Here is a 15518-nt window from a genome sequence, read left to right on the forward strand (position 1 = left end):
GGCGGGGCGGTATCAGGAAGCGATGGATGCCTTGTTGGGCGGATGATAAGGACTCTTGGGCGCATTGCGTGCCCTGAGCCGCCGGCATGCGAAGTGCCAAGGAAGCGACGAGTGAGAGCCACGAAAAGCGTCAGTTTTCATTGTCGCCGGGATGACGAATAAAAGGGGTTTTTTTAGAGGTTCCCTGGTGTTGCGACAGCTCAGGAATAGCTTTGAGTGCGGCCTCTCCCATCAACTGGTGCAAGCGTGATGTTGGGTGGAGAGTGTCCCAGAAGAGGAAATGCTCGGGGTCGCAACCCGGCCTGCGTTGCTGTTCGGCGCGGTAGGCCCAAAGGCTGGACGTGTCCATGCGCAGGCAGGACGTATCGATATCGGTAAATCCGAATCTACCGGGGGAGCGGAGAATAGTGTCGAAAAACGCTGCGGCATCGAACAATGTCAGTCGGCTGTCGTGGCGTTGCGCGATGAGCGAAGCCAATCCTGCGTTGTACTGGCGCACTCTTGCCGCAACGGTGACAGCGTCGTCTCGCCATTTGAAAATGGGCGCGCGAGTGACATCGGGCAGGTTGCCGATGACGATTCGCGTTGCGCCTGCTGCCAGCAGTTTGTCGATTCCGCGCGTGACCGCTTCGAGTGCGGCTGCGGGTGTGACATCGTAGTTGATGAAGTCGTTGCCGCCGAACAAGGCGAGGAATAGTGTGCCGCTCGGATCGTAGTGCTCTGCGGCTGTCATGTAGCTGCGCCAAGAGTCGACCTGCTGAGGGAAGCCCGGCAAGATCAGGTGCTGGTCGGTGCCGGCCGAGCCGACGGCCCAGGTGTAGAGCGGCAGGTCAGCAGCTTTGGCGAGGTACTCTGTCCAAACCGGGCCATTGCTGAAGCGGCCGAGAAACCAACTGCCTTTGGCCGGTGCGGCGTGCAGCGTGAGACTATAGATGTTCTGCGTGTCACTCAGGCTGTCACCGAAAACAACCATGCGTTCGAACGCGTGCGTTCCTGCTTCACCCTGATGCCAGATGGTGTAGTTGAATGGTGAAAGCGCGGTATTCGAAGCGGCGATCATGACGGTATCGGCGTGGATATCGTGCTGCTGCAACGTTTCGTCGCAGGCAGCTTTCAGGTCCGTTGCCGGTACGTTGGTGTAGAACATATTCGCACCAAGCGTAGATCGGCTATACCAGTAGCCTGGTAACTCGTACCAGTCACCCGTGGAAGTCAGTGCCCATTGGTATTGCGTGGACGTGGCGGCGATGCCGCTGTCGTTGCGATAGTGGCACCGCACGTACGTCGTCGTCGACCTGCCTTGCATTCGATCCGCAGGCGGCGACGGAGGGTTCGTGGACGGCGCCTCGGCTATATCAATGGGGGCGTGCTGCCCGGTTGCTGTCGAGGCGGCGAATATCAACGCATAAGCGCAAAGACGACGTAATTGCCCAATCCCAACCATGGCGAACTCCTTTTCCTTGATGCGATTGTCAATCCAGCCGCTGCGTGAAGATGTCGTCTATATCGGGTCGGGATATGAGAAACGGCAGCGTCCGACAGACCGCTGACTAGACCGCATATGAGGCAAGGTCGGCTCCAGCTGAACCTTTCGACAGGAATTGGGTAGAATTCACAGTTCGCCGGGTTCGTAGTGCCCGGCATCTATAATTCCTTTTTATCCCGACCGATCATGTCCTCTATGAACCGCACCGCCATTCTCATCGACGGCGCTTTTTTTCTTGCCCGTTATCGCAAAGTCTGGGGCGAGCGCGACGCAAACGATGCGCGCACTGTCGCCAAGACGGTCTTCGGCATGGCCCTCGAGCACCTGAAAGCGCTCGATCGCCCGCGCGAAGCGCTCTATCGCATCTTCTTCTACGACTGCCCCCCACTGGAAAAAAGCTTCATCAAGCCGATCAGCGGCGATAGCCTCGACTTTTCGCGTACGGGTTCGGCCGCATTCCGTCGCGATCTGCATGAGCAATTGCGCCGCCAGCGGAAGCTTGCGCTCAGGCTGGGGCGTCTGGCCGAGCGGGGCGAATGGCAGCTCAAGCGCTACGCGTACCAGCAATTGCGCGACGGCAGCCTGCATTGGGACGATTTGGGCGACGAACATTTCGAGCCGGATATGCGCCAGACCCAGGTAGACATGAAGATCGGTATCGATATTGCCGCGCTCGCCTATAAGAAACAGGTCGATCAGATCATCCTGGTGGCCGGCGACGCGGATTTCATTCCGGCCGCCAAGCTCGCGCGTTACGAGGGCATCGATTTCATCCTCGATCCGATGTGGCAGGGCATCGCTCCCGACCTGCACGAGCATATCGACGGGCTGCAATCGGTCTGTCCACGGCCGTTCTGACCCCGATGCCGCCGATCGACAGGCGGCTGCAAGGCGCGGTCTACACCATTCGTTGACGTGGCTTGCGGCCTGCCACGTGCTAGCCTTTCCGGCGCCGCGATAAGGAGCTGTCGATGAAGACCCGTACGACCCTGGGCTTGGCTGCGTGGCTGGTCGCCACCTGCCTGGTCGCCCCCACTTATGCGCAAGAAGCACAGGATCAGCCGGCAGGCGATCTCGTGCCCCCGACCAGCGCGCGCGATTTTACCTCGGCGCAATTGGACAGCATCCTGGCCGGCACATGGCGCTCGGATGCAAACCGCGCTCGCGATGTCTATCGTCATCCCAAGCAGACCCTGGAGTTCTTCGGTGTGCGGCCGGATTACACGGTGGTCGAGATCACGCCCGGAGGCGGTTGGTACAGCGAGATTCTGGCGCCTCTGCTGATGGACAATGGCCATTACGTTGCCGCCCTGCAGAAGCCTGCCGGTGGTGGTGAGGCCCGCCAGGATTCGAACGGTCTGCATCAGAAATTCGCCGCCGATCCGCCGCATTATGGCAAGGCGACCATCGTCGAGTTCGATCCGAAGGCGCCGTCATTCGGTGCGCCCGGTTCGGCGGATGTGGTGTTGACCTTCCGCAACGTGCATAACTGGACGATGGCCAATACCGCGCCGGCGATGTTCAAGGGGTTCTTTGCCGTATTGCGGCCGGGTGGCGTGCTGGGTGTGGTCGACCATCGCGCCGCGCCTAACGCTTCGCTCGATGCGGTGAAGAAGAGCGGATACCTGCCGACGGCTTACGTGATCAAGCTGGCCACCGACGCCGGTTTCAAGTTGGTAGAGTCCAGCGAGATCAATGCCAATCCGAAGGACACCAAGGATTATCCGCAAGGCGTATGGACGCTGCCGCCGACACTGACCTTGGGCGATAAGGACCGGGCCAAGTATCTGGCGATCGGCGAATCCGATCGCATGACCTTGCGTTTCGTCAAGCCGGCAGCTCCGGCTGGCGCGGGTACCGCCGCACATTGATCCGCGCCTCGCAAGCCACGCCATGCTGATTGCGCTCAACAAGCCGTATGGCGTGCTCTGCCAGTTCACCGATAACGACGGCCGGCGCACGCTGGCCGAGTTCGTCGCTCAGAAGAATATCTATCCAGCCGGACGGCTCGACTACGACAGCGAGGGCCTGCTGCTGCTCACGGACGACGGTGCCCTGGCGCATCGCCTGACCGATCCACGCCACAAGCAACCCAAGACCTATCTCGCGCAGGTCGACGGGCAGGTGACCGATGAGGCAATCGCGGCGTTGACACGCGGTGTCGTGTTGAACGACGGCCCTACGCAACGTGCTCAGGTGTCGCATGCCGCCGAGCCTGAATGGCTGTGGCCACGCGATCCACCGGTACGTTTCCGCAAAGCCATTCCTACCAGTTGGCTGAGCATCACCTTGCGCGAAGGGCGTAACCGGCAAGTGCGTCGCATGACCGCTGCCGTGGGATTTCCCACATTGCGTCTGATTCGCGTGAGTGTCGGCGGCTATCGCCTGGAGGGTTTGCAGCCGGGCCAGACGCGTCGGCTCGATGACGGTTGAAGACCCGATCTAGCCACGAGAGGCAGCGCGATGCGCTGCCTCGTGAAACCCGATGGGAGTCAGGGCGCTTCGCCTGCTACGCGCACGGCTTCGTACGCATCCAGCAGGCCTGCGCCGATCGGTTTGGCCGCTGACGGTGCGATCGCCGGAGTGGCGGCCGAGGCGCGCAGAAGTTCGCTCACCTGAGCTGGCGTCAGGAGCGCTTTGCCCAGGCTGTGCCGGTAGCTCTGCATCATGGCAACGGTGCCGGTGACATGCGGTGCCGCTTGGGATGTTCCGGCCACGCCAGCGTAGGATGAATGAGTCGGCGTGGTGGCGCCGCTGTTGCTGGCCGACCAGATGAACCCCGTGTCGGTCGTCGCGCCGGTGCTGGCATCGTCGTCATAAACACCCCCACCGGGGGCGGCCAGCGTAATGCCCTCGCCATAGTTGGAGTACCAGGCGCGGCGGCTGGTGATGCCCGTTGCGGCCACCGTAACGACGCCCGGGCAGTTGGCCGGGGTGAAACGCGAGACGTCGGTGTTGCTATTGCCCGCGGCGACGACGACGGTAGCGCCGCGCTCGTTCGCTTCCGCAATCGCTCGCGCCATGACCGACTGCGCGGGGCACTGACCGGGTCCGCCGAGGCTCAGGCTGATCGCCTGGGCGGGGTGAGCGTTGTCTGGAATGCCCTCGACATGGCCGCCCGACGCCCATGTGATGGCGTCGGCGATATCGCTCATCAAGCCGCCGCAATGGCCAAGTACCCGGATGGGAAGCACCTGGGCTCCGTGGGCGGTGCCGGCCATGCCGATTCCATTGCCGGTAGTCTGGCCGCCCGCCGTACCGAAAACGTGCGTGCCATGCCATGAGCTGGCATTGGCGCGTGTGAGCGGGCCGCATTGTCCTGGTGCGGTCCAGTCACCGGTATCCCAGCCGCCGGCAACACGGCCGTCCTGCGTGCGACCGGAGAAGGTGCTGTCGGTGATGAAGTCGTAGCCATCGTCGGCCAGCGATACGTCCAGGTCCGGGTGTTGCGTCACGCCGGTATCGAGGCTGGCGATGACAATGCCTTCGCCGCGCGAGAGGTCCCACGCTTTTTGGATGTTTGCGCCCCCGTCGTTGGATACGGGCATCCACGTTTTCGGATCGATGAAGCCGAGGCCGTCGGCAGGCAGGTAATCCCATTGATAGTGGGAGTAATACTGATCGTCAGGTAACGCTGCCGGTTGCAGCAGATAATCGGGCTGGACAAAAGCCACGGCGGCGTCGGAGGCCAGGATTTCTGCGACGCGGCGTGCCCGGGCGGCGTCCAGCGGCTGCGAAGCAACGAATACTTCACCGTTCGAAGCGACATGTCGCGCGTGATGCAGACGCGCCGGCGTTTTGGATGCGACACCAAGCGCGGATGTACGCGCCAGCGCCGCGTTCGATCGCTCGAGCGATGCCTGACGCTGTACCGCATTGTCAGTTCCGTCGCGATAGGTGACGATAAAACCCCGGTATGTGCCGGCGTCATCCAGCCCCGTCAGATCGAGCCGCGTTTGTGGCAGCGCGTTATCGTTCGCGTACGCTGCCATTGCGAGCGAGACGGCGATGGCCGATAAGCCAAGTCTTGTTCGATAGTTCATTGTTCCTGAGCCTCCATGTCTGGGAAACATGCCGAGTCTTTTTCGGCATGGAACAAAACTAAAGTGACGACCGGCGCTTGCTCAATGCCTCCTGGCAGGAGTGTGTGTCGGCGTAGGACTGGCACCGCAAGCACAATTTGCCTACGCGACACGCATGCGCGAAGGGTGTGCCCTATGGCTTGCGCCGACTCAGCGATCGCCGATGCCGAAGAATGCTTGCGCCGTTGCGGTGCTGTTGGCGGCAGTGACCTCGACCGGTTCGCCACGATCGCGCGCAATTTCCTCGCAGATATGCCGCAGGTACATCGGTTCGTTGCGGCGATGGGCCGGGTGTGGACGTACCGTGCGCGGCAAGAGGTAGGGCGCGTCGGTTTCGATCATCAGCCGGTTGGCGGGAATCTCGCGTACCAGTTCGCGCAAGTGGGTCCCGCGGCGCTCATCGCAGATCCAGCCCGTAATGCCGATATGGCAATCGAGTGCCAAATAATCGCGCAATGCGTCGCCCGTGTCGGTAAAGCAATGTACTACCGCCGCCGGCACGCGATCGCGATAACGCTTGAGCAAGGCCAGGAAATCCGCGTGTGCGTCGCGCTGGTGCAAGAACAGCGGCACGCTGCGCTCGGCGGCAATCTTCAGTTGTTTCTCGAAGACATCCAGTTGCACATCGCGCGGCGAGTAGTTGCGGTGATAGTCCAGGCCTGTTTCGCCTACCGCACACACCTCGGGCTGAGTTGCCAGTTCGCGCAGTGCCGCGTCGGTCGCCTCGTCATAGTCGATCGCGTGATGTGGATGCACCCCGGCAGTGGCGTACAAGCGACCAGGATGGCGCCGTGCCAGCTGCAAGGCATGCTCGCTGCCGTCGCGCGACGCGCCAGTGACGACCATGCGCGTGACGCCTTGCGCATGGGCGCGCGCCAGCACTTCGTCGAGGTCGTGGCGGAAGGATTCGTGGGTGAGATTGGCGCCGATATCGAGCAACTGCATGGATAAAAAAGCAACGCTGGCAAAAAAGCGATTGTCCCAAAGCAGCCGGAGCCGGGCCAGCGGGCAGAGAGAATGTTGACTGCAAGAAATTGCGAACCCGATCCCATCATCGCAGGAGCTTACGAGGTTAGCTTGGGAGGAGGCGAGCCTGGACGGTGCGCCTGGAAGGGGACATTCCAGCGAAGTTTCAAAGACTTGCAAAGGCCGCCCGCTGGCAGGGGCTGTGGAGAGCCTTATCGCAGGGAGTCGCGGCGAGCGCTTCGCTCCTAATTGACTGTGAGAGGGAAAAACAGATGAAACAGCGTTCCCAGGTGAAATTCTTGGTGGCTTCGATGTTGATGGCGATGGGGCTGCCGGCGATGGCGGCCGACGATATTTCGACCAATACCAGCCGTTTCGATCTCAGCGCAGTGCAGGAAAATCAGACCTATAACCGTTTCGTCGTGCTATATCGCGACGGCAGCAGCGAACGGACCCGGCCCGATGCCGCGGTGCAGTCGATCAACGCGGCCGCCGTGCGGGCCAATCTGCTCGACCAGGCCGGCAGCGGAGCTCAGGCTGTACGCGGCGGCCGCATGGTCGGTGTGACCTATGGTCGGCGTTTGGCGATCGGGGGCGATGTGGTGAAGACGTCGCGTCGCTTGAACGCGGCCGAGACACGTCAATTCGTGCAGCAACTGGCGGCCGATCCCGCGGTGGAGTTCGTGCAGCCGGACTATATGCGCCAAGCCGTCGATCGTCCGACGATCGCACCGGCCGGCGCGGCACCCTTTACGGTACCGAACGATCAGTACTACGCGGGATACCAGTGGGATTACCTGGCTGCCGGCGGTGCCGGTTTCATCGACAACACGCTGGGTACGTCCGTCGCTAACTGGGGCGGTGCCAATATCCAGCAGGCCTGGTCCCTGGCCGACGGTACCGGTGTGGTGATCGCCAGCCTGGATACCGGCGTGACCAACCATCCGGACCTCGACCTGACCCTGGCCAATGTCGGCTACGACTTCATCACCGACCACGACGTCTCCGGGCGCAGCACAGATGGAAGGGTCTCGGGTGGCTGGGATACCGGGGATTGGACGACCGCTGGCCAGTGCGGTCTCGGCCAGCCAGCCGAGGCAAGCAGCTGGCACGGTACGCACGTATTCGGCACGGCCGGCGGTGAAAAGACCAACAACAGCACCGGTATGGTCGGCACGGCGTTCGGCGCAAAGGTGCTGCCGGTGCGCGTACTGGGCCATTGCGGCGGTTCCGACAGCGATATCGCCGATGCCATCACCTGGGCATCAGGTGGCCATGTTGCCGGGGTCCCGGACAACGCCAACCCGGCCAAGGTGATCAGCCTGAGCCTGGGTGGGTCGGGTACTTGTCCCTCCAATTCGGTGCTCGGTCTGGCAATCACCGGTGCGATCGGCCGTGGTGCCGCCGTTGTCGTGGCTGCCGGCAACAGCAATGCCAATGTCTCGAATTTCTCGCCCGCCAGCTGCAGTGGCGTGGTGGCGGTTGCCGCTACCGGTATCAGCAGCAAGCGGGCGTTTTACTCCAACTATGGCAATGGCATTACGTTGTCCGCACCCGGCGGCGGCGTCTACCGCAACGACGGTTCCAGCGGTACGCAGGTGACCACGGGCTTTATCTGGTCCACCATCAACGCCGGCTCGACCACGCCGACGACCTCGACCTACGGCGGCATGGCCGGCACCTCGCAAGCTACGCCGCACGTCGCCGGAGCCGTGGCCCTGATGCAGAGCTATCGCCTGTCGTTGGGCAAATCGCTGCTCACGCCCGCTCAGGTCACCACTCTGTTGCGTTCGTCGGCGACTGTGTTTCACGTCACGCCACCAACCAACCGCAAGATCGGCACGGGTATCCTCAACGCCTATGCTGCGGTGCAGGCAGCCGGCGCACAGCCTTAGAAATAGACAAAGTCTGAAAAAAGGGTGGGAAAAGGGGCTGGTGCCGATAGGCGCCGGCCCCGCATTTTTCCGCGTTTTGTCGCTTTCTGCGTCGCGTTCATGCAACGCTCGCGTAATCCCCGCCGAATATGTTAACAATGCATCTCTCCGCACCTTTTGGGGGCGATGCATGGAGCGTCGTGGGTGCGAAACGAAACTTGGATGCGGGGTGAGCAGATGTCGGCAGCCACATTAACGCCGGCGACAACCGGGAACGAAACGGCGACCCAAGACCGCGAAGTGGCGGTCTGCGCGTTGCTGGTCGCCCGTGGCCGCCTCAAAGACGGCGATCTGATACGAGCACGGCGCCTTCACGAGGAATCGCCCGAAGGCACCTTGACCGCTTTGATGGCGCGCCTTGGACTGGTCTCCGAGAGGGATCTTGCCGAGGCATGGTCCGAACTGCTGCACGCGCCCCTGCTGGCGGCGCGCGAAGCGCCTGAGCTGCCTCCGGCCGAACTGGACCTGTCGTTGCGCTTTCTCAAGCAACAGCACGTGGTGCCGGTACGCGATGGCGACGACGGCCTTGCACTGATCGTGGCCGATCCGGCCGATCCCTATCCGTTGCACGCGGTCGAGCTGGCCGCAGGGCGACCGGTTGCGCTGCGTATCGGCCTGCGCTCGGAAATCGACGATCTGATCGAGCGCTATTACGGCTCGGGCCGCTCGGCGATGGGCACTATCGTGGAAAACCTCGATGGCAGCGCTATGGTCGAGGACGATGTCGAGCACCTGCGCGACCTGGCTTCGGAAGCGCCGGTGATCCGGCTGGTCAACCTGATCTTGCAACGTGCCGTAGAGCAGCGTGCTTCGGACGTGCATATCGAGCCGTTCGAAAATCGCCTGAAAGTGCGTTACCGCATCGACGGTGTATTGCACGAAGTGGAAGCGCCTCCCGCCAGTTCGACCGCCGCGGTGATTTCGCGCGTGAAGATCATGGCCAAGCTCAACATCGCCGAGCGCAGGCTACCGCAGGACGGCCGCATTCAGCTGCGTGTGCAAGGCAAGGAACTGGATCTGCGCGTTTCTACCGTGCCGACCAGCTTCGGCGAATCGGTCGTCATGCGTATCCTCGATCGCGAATCGGTGGTATTCGATTTCGCCTCGCTTGGCTTCACCGACAGCTTCCAGCAACGTTTTGTCGATGTGTTGGAACGCCCGCACGGCATCCTGCTGGTCACCGGCCCGACCGGTTCGGGCAAGACCACCACGCTTTACACCGCGTTGTCGCAGATCAACACGCCCGACGTGAAGATCATCACCGTCGAGGACCCGGTCGAATACCAGATCGAAGGCATCAACCAGATCCAGGTCAAACCGCAGATCGGTCTGGACTTTACCGGCGCGTTGCGCTCGATCGTGCGACAGGACCCTGATGTCATCATGATCGGTGAAATGCGCGATCTGGAAACCTGCCGCATCGCCATCCAGTCGGCACTTACCGGTCACCTGGTGCTGTCGACGCTGCACACCAACAGCGCGGCCGGCGGTATTACCCGTCTGCTCGACATGGGCGTGGAAGATTACCTGCTCGGCTCGACCGTCAACGGTATCCTGGCCCAGCGCCTGGTGCGCCGCCTGGATCCGGAAACCGCAATTTCTTACGAGGCGCTGCCGGAAGTCATCGAGCAGTTCGAGCTGCACAAATACACCGACGAGCGCCCGATCCGCCTGTGGAAACCTGGCAGCAGCACGGCCAACCCTACCGGCTATCGCGGTCGCCGGGCGATCATGGAATTCCTGGTCATGAGCGATCCGCTGCGCCGGCTGGTGATGAAGCGCGCCGATGCGGGCGAAATCGAGCGTCAGGCGCGCGCGGAAGGTATGCGCACCATGTACGAGGACGGCATCGCCAAAGCGGTGGCAGGCATCACCACCATTGAGGAGGTGCTGCGTGTCACGCAGGAAAGTTGACGGTCTTCGTGTCGATCTGGGCTGGAAGCCTGCCGCAGTTCTCAAAACTTTACCCCCCGAGCGCGAACTCCACTCGTCTGCCGCAGTCACAGTCTGCGGCTGCCGTGTCTTTGGGTGGCCGGGGAGCCTTCCTTTCGCCGTCCAATCTTCCTTTGCGTCTCGATAAGCCATGACCCAGTTCCGATACCGTGCGGTCAGCGACTCCGGCGAGATTCTGCAGGGGCAGATGGAAGCGGCCAGCGTCGATGAAGTCATCGGCCGCCTGCAGGACCAGGGCAATACCCCGTTGGAGGCGCGTGCTGCCGATGCGGATGCCGCCGGTGGCGGCATCGCCGGCCTGCTCAAGCGCGGCCCGTTCAGCGGCGATCAACTGGCTCAATTCACTCATCAGCTGGCTACCTTGCTGGGCGCGGGCCAGCCGCTGGATCGTGCATTGGGCATCCTGCTCGAACTGCCCGAAGGTGAGCGCGCCAAGAAACTGGTCGAGCGCATTCGCGACCGCGTGCGTGGCGGCACGCCGCTGTCGCAGGCGATGGAAGAAGAACATGGCGTATTCCCCAAGCTCTATATCAGCCTGGTGCGCGCCGGCGAGGCCGGTGGCTCGCTGGAAGACACCTTGCGCCGCCTTGCCGATTACCTGGAACGCACGCAGCAGTTGCGTGGCAGCATCATCAATGCATTGATCTACCCGGCCATCCTGCTGGTGGGCGTGCTCGGCTCGCTGGTGCTGCTACTGGCCTATGTCGTGCCGCAATTCGTGCCGATCTTCGAAGATATGCGCGTGCCGATTCCGTTCATCACCAAAGCGGTGCTGGCGGTGGGCGACGTGATGCACTCGTGGTGGTGGTTGATCGCAGCAATCGCCGTTGTCGGCGTCTTGATCTGGCGCGCGCGCTTGCGCGATCCGGATACGCGCCTGGCCTGGCACGCGAAAATACTGACCATGCGCGTAGTCGGCCCGCTGCTGCTGAAGATCGAGACCGCACGTATCGCGCGCACCTTGGGCACACTGTTGAAGAACGGCGTGCCTCTGCTTTCATCGTTGGGCATCGCACGGCAGGTCACTTCCAACCGCGCGCTCGACGAAGCCTTGTCGCAGGCGGCCGAACAGGTCAAGGGCGGTTCCGGTCTGAGCCTGGCGCTTTCGCAGTCGCAGCGCTTTCCGCGCCTGGCCTTGCAGATGGTGCAGGTCGGCGAAGAGGCCGGCCAGCTCGACGTCATGCTACTCAAGGTGGCCGATACGTTCGATCTGGAAGCCAAGCGCTCGATCGATCGACTATTGGCCGCCCTGGTGCCGGCATTGACTATCGTTATGACCATCCTGGTGGCGATCATCATGGCGGCCATCCTGCTGCCATTGCTCAGCCTTACCAGCAATATTCAGTGATGCTCTTTTGGAGGAAGGAAGTTCTATGAAGACTTTCGCTATGGCGCGGAGTGCAAAACAAAGCGGTTTCACCCTGCTGGAAATGCTGGCGGTGATCGTGTTGATCGGCATTATCGGTGCGGTCGTGGTGACTGGCGTGGGCAAGAACGTGGATAAGGGCAAGTACGGCGCCGGCAAGGCGCAGCTGACTACGCTCAGCCAGAAGATCGAAAACTATGCGCTCGACAACGGTTCGCCACCGCAGCAGCTGGGCGATCTGCTCAACCGTCCGGCCAATGCGCGCAACTGGCAAGGTCCGTATGTGAAAGAGTCGGAGATGAAGGATCCCTGGGGCCACGATTTCGGCTACAAGTATCCCGGCGACCATGGCAGTTTCGATTTGATCTTCTATGGCCAGGACGGTCAGCCCGGCGGCGACGGTTACAACGCGGACGTCGGCAACTGGCAGTGACATCATGCTCCAGCGACGAGTGCAGCGTAACGATCGGCGAGGACGCGCCTGTGGCGCGGCTTCGCCTGCGCGCATTTGTCGCTTATCGCGCGGCTTTACCCTGCTGGAGATGTTGGTTGTCATCATCCTGATCGGCGTCGCGGCGGCGGCGGTGTCGGTCTCGGTGGCGCAGGGCCTGACCAGTGCGCGCGTCAATGCGGCCAGTGGCGAAATGGCCGCTGCCTTGCGCGCGACGCGCGCGCAAGCCATCGTGCAAGGCAAAGAACAAACCTTCGCGGTGAATATCCGTGACTATACCTACACACCTGCCGGCGGTCGCGAGGTACGCTTGCCGCAAGGCATGACGCTGGGAATCACCAGCGCAGCCGAGGACCAGCTCAACAGCAACATCGGCCGCATCCGCTTCTTCCCGGACGGCAGCTCCACTGGCGGCCATATCACGCTGAAAATGCAGCAGCGTCAGTGGCTGGTCAATGTCTCGTGGCTGACCGGTGCGGTAAGCGTGGTAGTGCAATGAAACGCGTCGTCGCCCATGCCCGAATGCGTGGCTTCAGCCTGATCGAGATACTCGCCGCGTTGTTGTTGCTGGCTATTGCTTTTGCCGCGTTGATGCAAGTGGCCGGCAGTTCGATCGGCCTGACTCGCAACGCGGCCGACCATTCGCAGGCCGCATTATGGGCGCGCAGTCTGCTCGACACCGCAGGCATGGAACAGAAGCTTCAGGCGGGGACGACCGAAGGCAAGTTCGATGGGGATTATCGCTGGCGTCTCACCGTCGCGCCTTATCAACCGGGCGATGCCGGGAGCAATATTTCCGCGCAGATGTTCAAGCTCGACCTGGACGTCATGTGGGGCGCGCCGCGCGAGCGATCGGCACATTTCAGTACCTTGCGTATGGTCGGCGCTGTGGCGCAGCAGCCGGGTGTGCCGCGATGAAGCCGCAACATCGCCACGCTAGCGGTTTTACGCTGATCGAAGTACTGGGTTCGCTGGCGCTGTTGGCCCTGCTGCTGCTCGGTGTCTACGGCGGTATTCGCGCCGCGACGCAAAGTGTGCGCGCGGGCGAGGCGGCGATCGGACGACTCGATCAGATCCGCTCGGCGCAGATGTTCCTGCGTCGCGAGCTGGCACAGACCCTGGCGTTACCGTTCGCCAAGAACGACAACGGCGAAAACCTCTATTTCATCGGCGATGCGCACGAATTGCGCTTCGTTGCTCCTTTACCGGGCTACCTCGGCAGGTTGGGACCGCAATTGCAGCAGCTCAAACTGGTACCCAACGGCAAGGGCGGTTCGCGCCTGGAGATGAGCTTCGCGATCCTGTCGCCCGACGGTAGCGGGGCCAAGTCGCTGGGCGAGCCGGAAGTGCTGATCGATAACGTACGCGAAGGCAGTTTCAGCTATCGCGGTGCCGATACCGATCAGCAACCCGGCACCTGGGGCGACACTTGGCCCGACGGCCGAGCGATACCGATCCTGGTGCGCATCGACCTGAAACTGGACAGCGGAGATGGGTGGCCATTGCTGGAGGTGCCGCTGCGGGTCGACCCGAGTGCAGTCGGCAATCAGTTCAATGTGCTGCGCGGGCTCAATCGCGGGCAGGTGCTGCGATGAACGCACGGCGGCCGATCGTAACGGCGCGCCCGCGTGGCGTGGCATTGCTGGTGGTGATGTGGGCTTTGACCCTGCTCTCGATCATGCTGGGCGGCTATGCGATGTTGGCGCGTACCGAGGGCATGCAGGCGCGCTACCAGTTTGCACAGACGCAGGCGCATTACGCGGCCGAGGCGGGGATGGTGCGTGCCACCTACGGCTTGCTGGATGTGCAGCCGCAGACGCATTGGATCGCGGACGGACGTACCTATGCGTTCAAGTACGAAAACGCCACTGTCAAGATCAATGTCATCGACGAGGGCGGCAAGGTCGATATCAACGCTGCGCGCCCCGAAGTGCTGGCGGGGCTGTTCCGCGCGGCCGGCCTGGATGACGGTCAGGCCAAGGCGTTGGTGCAGCGTGTCGTCGAGTGGCGCAATTTCAGTACCGGGCCTGGCGACGCGGATGAGCGTTCGCAGCCATATCATGCGGCAGGCCTCGACTACGGTCCGCGCGGCGGGCCGTTTACCAGCACGGAAGAAATGCAGTTGGTGCTGGGTATGACACCGGCACTGTACGCGCGCATTGCCGATGTCATCACCATCTGGTCCGGCCGGGATACCCCCGACCCGAATACCGCGCCACCGCTGGCGCTGGCCGCCATACCCAACATCGATCCGCAACAAGTGGCCGCTATCCTGGCTGCCCGGCAGAACGGGCAACAGGCCGTCGGTCCAGGCCAAGGGCTAGCCGGTATGCAAGGAGTAACGCATAGTATTCGTTCGGAAGCGATCCTGGCCGACGGCACTCATGCCGTCTTGAATGCCACGATTCGGTTACAAGGAGTTCGATTCGGCGCGCAACCCTATGCGGTATTGCGTTGGAAGGAAGGAGACGGGGAATGAGTTCCGCGACGCAATCACTGCAGCCATTGCTGGAGAACATACGGCGTGCCTGGCGCACATCGCCGATGCCGCGTTTTTTCCAATGGTGGGGCGGCGAGCTGGTCGCTCTGCTGCCGGCTCGCTGGCGCCAGGCTTTCAGCGGCGGTGCGCTTTGGTATCTACTGGAGCGCCAGGGCGACGATTGGCAACTGCGTCGTGCCGGGCAAGACCTGGTGCTGGCGCGCTGGAGCGACGTGCTCGACCCGGCTGCCCAGCAGGTCGCGCTGCACGATGCGCTGCGCGGCGTCGATCCGGAGGATCTGCGCATCGCGTTGTGCCTGCCCGCAACGATCATGCTGCGTCGTGGTCTGACGCTACCGCTGGCAGCTCGCGACAATCTTCAGCAGATCGGCGCTTTCGAGATGGATCGCCAGACGCCGTTCCGCACCGAGCAGGTGCGCTACGACGTGCGCGAGCTGCGTTCGCCCGCGCCGCCGGGACGCTTCGCCGCCGAACTGGTGGTGGTGCCGCGGCAGACGCTGGATCCCTTGCTCGCGCGACTCGCCGCCTCGGGTCTGCAGGTGGACGCCGTCGACGTGGCGTCGGGCGAGGATCGCCTGGGCGTCAACCTGTTGCCAGCGGAACTGGCGCCGCGCCGCAAGCATCCGCGTCAGCGCCTCAACCTCGCGTTAGCTGCGGCCGCGCTGCTGCTTTTGTTGCTGTCTTTGTTGCAGTTCCTGCACAACCGCGAAGCGGCGCTGGACCAGATGCGCACCGACGTGGAAGCCATGCGCAGCGACGCGCAGCAGGTCTCTACGCTGC

15 protein-coding genes are annotated in these 15518 nt (G+C 62.6%); 12 read left to right on the forward strand and 3 right to left on the reverse strand.

Annotation, left to right across the window (positions count from 1 at the left end):
* Positions 1-130: 130 nt before the first annotated feature.
* On the reverse strand, positions 131-1147 hold the full coding sequence (locus tag VIM98_RS19270; RefSeq protein ID WP_331994724.1) for an SGNH/GDSL hydrolase family protein: 1017 nt from the start codon (positions 1145-1147) through the stop codon (positions 131-133).
* Positions 1148-1681: 534 nt separating this feature from the next.
* Between VIM98_RS19270 and VIM98_RS19275 the strand changes: the two genes are divergently transcribed.
* The 3 genes from VIM98_RS19275 (at position 1682) to VIM98_RS19285 (ending at position 3919) form a co-directional block, all read left to right on the forward strand.
* A complete protein-coding gene (locus VIM98_RS19275; RefSeq protein ID WP_331994725.1) occupies positions 1682-2344 on the forward strand; it encodes an NYN domain-containing protein in 663 nt (220 codons plus the stop codon).
* 113 nt (positions 2345-2457) lie between these two features.
* Positions 2458-3357: a methyltransferase gene (locus VIM98_RS19280; protein ID WP_331994726.1), complete on the forward strand. Its 900-nt coding sequence runs from the start codon at positions 2458-2460 to the stop codon at positions 3355-3357.
* 22 nt (positions 3358-3379) lie between these two features.
* A complete protein-coding gene (locus VIM98_RS19285) occupies positions 3380-3919 on the forward strand; it encodes a pseudouridine synthase (protein WP_331994727.1) in 540 nt (179 codons plus the stop codon).
* A 59-nt stretch (positions 3920-3978) separates the two neighbouring features.
* On the opposite strand, the gene VIM98_RS19290 is transcribed toward VIM98_RS19285, so the two are convergent.
* Together VIM98_RS19290 and VIM98_RS19295 are read right to left on the reverse strand one after the other, a co-directional pair.
* On the reverse strand, positions 3979-5529 hold the full coding sequence (locus tag VIM98_RS19290) for a S8 family serine peptidase (protein ID WP_331994728.1): 1551 nt from the start codon (positions 5527-5529) through the stop codon (positions 3979-3981).
* Positions 5530-5718: 189 nt separating this feature from the next.
* On the reverse strand, positions 5719-6513 hold the full coding sequence (locus tag VIM98_RS19295) for a TatD family hydrolase (RefSeq protein ID WP_331994729.1): 795 nt from the start codon (positions 6511-6513) through the stop codon (positions 5719-5721).
* A 293-nt stretch (positions 6514-6806) separates the two neighbouring features.
* Here VIM98_RS19295 and VIM98_RS19300 point away from each other — a divergent pair, with 293 nt between their 5' ends.
* The 9 genes from VIM98_RS19300 to VIM98_RS19340 all read left to right on the forward strand — a co-directional run.
* Complete coding sequence (locus VIM98_RS19300; RefSeq protein ID WP_331994730.1) at positions 6807-8429, forward strand: S8 family peptidase; 1623 nt, start codon at positions 6807-6809, stop codon at positions 8427-8429.
* A gap of 216 nt (positions 8430-8645) precedes the next feature.
* Entirely contained in the window at positions 8646-10382 is a 1737-nt protein-coding gene (gene gspE / locus VIM98_RS19305; protein ID WP_331994738.1) for a type II secretion system ATPase GspE, read from the forward strand.
* Positions 10383-10551: 169 nt separating this feature from the next.
* Positions 10552-11769 carry a type II secretion system inner membrane protein GspF gene (gspF, locus tag VIM98_RS19310; protein ID WP_331994731.1) on the forward strand — a complete coding sequence of 406 codons (1218 nt, stop codon included), beginning with the start codon at positions 10552-10554 and terminating at the stop codon, positions 11767-11769.
* 25 nt (positions 11770-11794) lie between these two features.
* Entirely contained in the window at positions 11795-12220 is a 426-nt protein-coding gene (gspG, locus tag VIM98_RS19315; RefSeq protein WP_331994732.1) for a type II secretion system major pseudopilin GspG, read from the forward strand.
* 4 nt (positions 12221-12224) lie between these two features.
* Positions 12225-12737, forward strand: a complete 513-nt coding sequence (locus VIM98_RS19320; protein WP_331994733.1) for a GspH/FimT family pseudopilin — start codon at positions 12225-12227, stop codon at positions 12735-12737.
* On the forward strand, positions 12734-13156 hold the full coding sequence (locus tag VIM98_RS19325; RefSeq protein WP_331994734.1) for a prepilin-type N-terminal cleavage/methylation domain-containing protein: 423 nt from the start codon (positions 12734-12736) through the stop codon (positions 13154-13156). The genes VIM98_RS19320 and VIM98_RS19325 overlap by 4 nt, the downstream gene beginning before the upstream one ends.
* Positions 13153-13833 carry a prepilin-type N-terminal cleavage/methylation domain-containing protein gene (locus VIM98_RS19330; RefSeq protein ID WP_331994735.1) on the forward strand — a complete coding sequence of 227 codons (681 nt, stop codon included), beginning with the start codon at positions 13153-13155 and terminating at the stop codon, positions 13831-13833. The genes VIM98_RS19325 and VIM98_RS19330 overlap by 4 nt, the downstream gene beginning before the upstream one ends.
* Positions 13830-14717: a type II secretion system protein GspK gene (locus tag VIM98_RS19335; protein ID WP_331994736.1), complete on the forward strand. Its 888-nt coding sequence runs from the start codon at positions 13830-13832 to the stop codon at positions 14715-14717. The genes VIM98_RS19330 and VIM98_RS19335 overlap by 4 nt, the downstream gene beginning before the upstream one ends.
* A partial coding sequence (locus VIM98_RS19340; RefSeq protein ID WP_331994737.1) for a fimbrial assembly protein occupies positions 14714-15518 on the forward strand: 805 nt, incomplete at its 3' end. The genes VIM98_RS19335 and VIM98_RS19340, both read left to right, overlap by 4 nt.

Origin of the sequence: Dyella sp. (genome assembly GCF_036568765.1) — a bacterium.
Classification (GTDB): domain Bacteria; phylum Pseudomonadota; class Gammaproteobacteria; order Xanthomonadales; family Rhodanobacteraceae; genus GSA-30.

Excerpts from the sequence above, each read along its gene's own strand:
- VIM98_RS19270 (WP_331994724.1), bottom strand. The coding sequence starts at position 1,147 with ATGTTCTACACCAACGTACCGGCAACGGACCTGAAAGCTGCCTGCGAC.
- VIM98_RS19275 (WP_331994725.1), top strand. The coding sequence starts at position 1,682 with ATGAACCGCACCGCCATTCTCATCGACGGCGCTTTTTTTCTTGCCCGT.
- VIM98_RS19280 (WP_331994726.1), top strand. The coding sequence starts at position 2,458 with ATGAAGACCCGTACGACCCTGGGCTTGGCTGCGTGGCTGGTCGCCACC.
- VIM98_RS19285 (WP_331994727.1), top strand. The coding sequence starts at position 3,380 with ATGCTGATTGCGCTCAACAAGCCGTATGGCGTGCTCTGCCAGTTCACC.
- VIM98_RS19290 (WP_331994728.1), bottom strand. The coding sequence starts at position 5,529 with ATGAACTATCGAACAAGACTTGGCTTATCGGCCATCGCCGTCTCGCTC.
- VIM98_RS19295 (WP_331994729.1), bottom strand. The coding sequence starts at position 6,513 with ATGCAGTTGCTCGATATCGGCGCCAATCTCACCCACGAATCCTTCCGC.
- VIM98_RS19300 (WP_331994730.1), top strand. The coding sequence starts at position 6,807 with ATGAAACAGCGTTCCCAGGTGAAATTCTTGGTGGCTTCGATGTTGATG.
- gspE (WP_331994738.1), top strand. The coding sequence starts at position 8,646 with ATGTCGGCAGCCACATTAACGCCGGCGACAACCGGGAACGAAACGGCG.
- gspF (WP_331994731.1), top strand. The coding sequence starts at position 10,552 with ATGACCCAGTTCCGATACCGTGCGGTCAGCGACTCCGGCGAGATTCTG.
- gspG (WP_331994732.1), top strand. The coding sequence starts at position 11,795 with ATGAAGACTTTCGCTATGGCGCGGAGTGCAAAACAAAGCGGTTTCACC.
- VIM98_RS19320 (WP_331994733.1), top strand. The coding sequence starts at position 12,225 with ATGCTCCAGCGACGAGTGCAGCGTAACGATCGGCGAGGACGCGCCTGT.
- VIM98_RS19325 (WP_331994734.1), top strand. The coding sequence starts at position 12,734 with ATGAAACGCGTCGTCGCCCATGCCCGAATGCGTGGCTTCAGCCTGATC.
- VIM98_RS19330 (WP_331994735.1), top strand. The coding sequence starts at position 13,153 with ATGAAGCCGCAACATCGCCACGCTAGCGGTTTTACGCTGATCGAAGTA.
- VIM98_RS19335 (WP_331994736.1), top strand. The coding sequence starts at position 13,830 with ATGAACGCACGGCGGCCGATCGTAACGGCGCGCCCGCGTGGCGTGGCA.